Source organism: Microvirga tunisiensis (assembly GCF_009296175.1).
GTDB classification, from domain to species: domain Bacteria; phylum Pseudomonadota; class Alphaproteobacteria; order Rhizobiales; family Beijerinckiaceae; genus Microvirga; species Microvirga tunisiensis.
On the sequence record NZ_VOSK01000695.1, the window covers coordinates 1 to 1,671 of the forward strand.

General features: G+C 53.6%; 2 protein-coding genes. Both read left to right on the forward strand.

The window, feature by feature from the left end:
- Window positions 1-376 precede the first annotated feature (376 nt).
- Window positions 377-952, forward strand: coding sequence for a hypothetical protein (locus FS320_RS42945; protein WP_152718594.1), 576 nt, complete (start codon window positions 377-379; stop codon window positions 950-952).
- 13 nt (window positions 953-965) lie between these two features.
- On the forward strand, window positions 966-1,556 hold the full coding sequence (locus FS320_RS42950) for a class I SAM-dependent methyltransferase (protein WP_152718595.1): 591 nt from the start codon (window positions 966-968) through the stop codon (window positions 1,554-1,556).
- Window positions 1,557-1,671: the final 115 nt, after the last annotated feature.

Below are 1,671 nucleotides of genomic sequence, written 5' to 3' on the forward strand. Positions count from 1 at the left end.
CCTTAGGGAAAGCTGCCCGGGCAACTCGCACGGTCTCGGCCGGGATCTCACCAATCGGCTCGGGATGAAGACTCATGCCATCCTCCTCTTGCTGAATAGCCAACAGGGAATTCGCCGACAGTATCTACTTTTTATGCGCTTTCCTCAGCAGAGTTTCGTTCGCACGGCCGTTGGAATTCGAAGTCAAATTGCGAACCATTTTCTGCCCAAGCGCAGGGAACGCGACTTTGAAGCCCCAGTCTCGCATTTAATTGCGATTCAATACTCTTCTACCTCTTAGTAACCATCCATCTAAACTTGACACTGCTTTCGGGGACTGGTGCCGTAGGTTTTGCGATACGCACAGCAACTCTGTATCGGGAAACTGGAGGAACTCATGGGCCGCATCATGAAAGAGGATGATATTTTCATCTCAGGATTGTTCGATCTCATGAATCTTCGCTTCGGTCCTTCCCAAGGTCCGAAGGAAGCATTTGGCGGCATCGAAGAGATGGCTGCTCTTCAGAAGGAGTTCCAGATCTTTCAACGCGGACGCTCCCTGAAGGACTGCGTTGCGGTACTCAATCTCGGAGGTTTCTGGAACGCTCGGGCACGGAACAGATGGCTTACCCTGATCGGTGAGTTGGGACTGTACGAGTCGGACGAGCCCGGCGTGAATGGCAATGATCGTATCATGAACATGATGATCGAGAACCTGGCGTCGCGCTATCCCCTTCCCGTTCTTTTCCAGGCTCATGACTCTCGCAGTGAGGACGGGCGCAGGGTTATCGTGAGGAATGCTCCAACCGGTCTCTTCTACATGACGCAGGACTACATCATCGTATCGATTCCAATGCTCCCAAGATCGGTTTCCCGGACTGCTCGGCAACCCGTGAAAGCTGCACGGAAGGCCGCGGCCAAGACAACGAGGGCAGCGCCCAAGAGCACGAAGAAAACACCCCGGCGAAGATAGGTCTTCGCTCGGAATGACGAGATCCTCGCCTGCTGAACTTGATGATGTCTATTGGCAGATAGCGCAGTATTACACGCAGAAGCTTCGTCGCTATGGCCCGACGCCGCTGGGTGTCGACTGGAGTTGCGTTCCGACGCAGGCGCTGCGGTTTCGAAAACTTCTCGCGCTTTGCAATTTTGACGTCCCATTCTCCCTCAACGACGTAGGATGCGGGTATGGCGCTCTTCTCGACTACCTCGCGCTCTATCATCCTCAGAGCTCTATCGACTATCTCGGAATCGACCTGTCATCTGCAATGGTTCGCCGTGCAAATAAGCGTTGGGCGGGAGATTTGATCCGGTTCCATCATGGCAGAGAGAGCCCGCGCCGAGCAGATTACAGCATCGCAAGCGGAATTTTCAACGTCATGCTGGATCAGCCGATCCCGGTTTGGGAGCGTCTCATCGAGACGACCTTGTCCCATCTGAGTTCGACCAGTTCCAAGGGCTTCGCCGTAAACTTTGTCCACTTGCCCAATCCTGGGGAAAGAGCGAAAGCCGGCTTATATTGCGCTAATCCGATGCAATGGATCGACTTCTGCGAGAAGAGCCTTAGAGGCTGGTGAGCAATTTTATTACTCGCTTCAAGTGCTTGATTTGGAATAGCTTTCGTGAAGATTGATGAGGCGGATGCGGGGTGTGCAACGGTTGAGGAGCCCCGCTATGGATACTTGTCTCTAT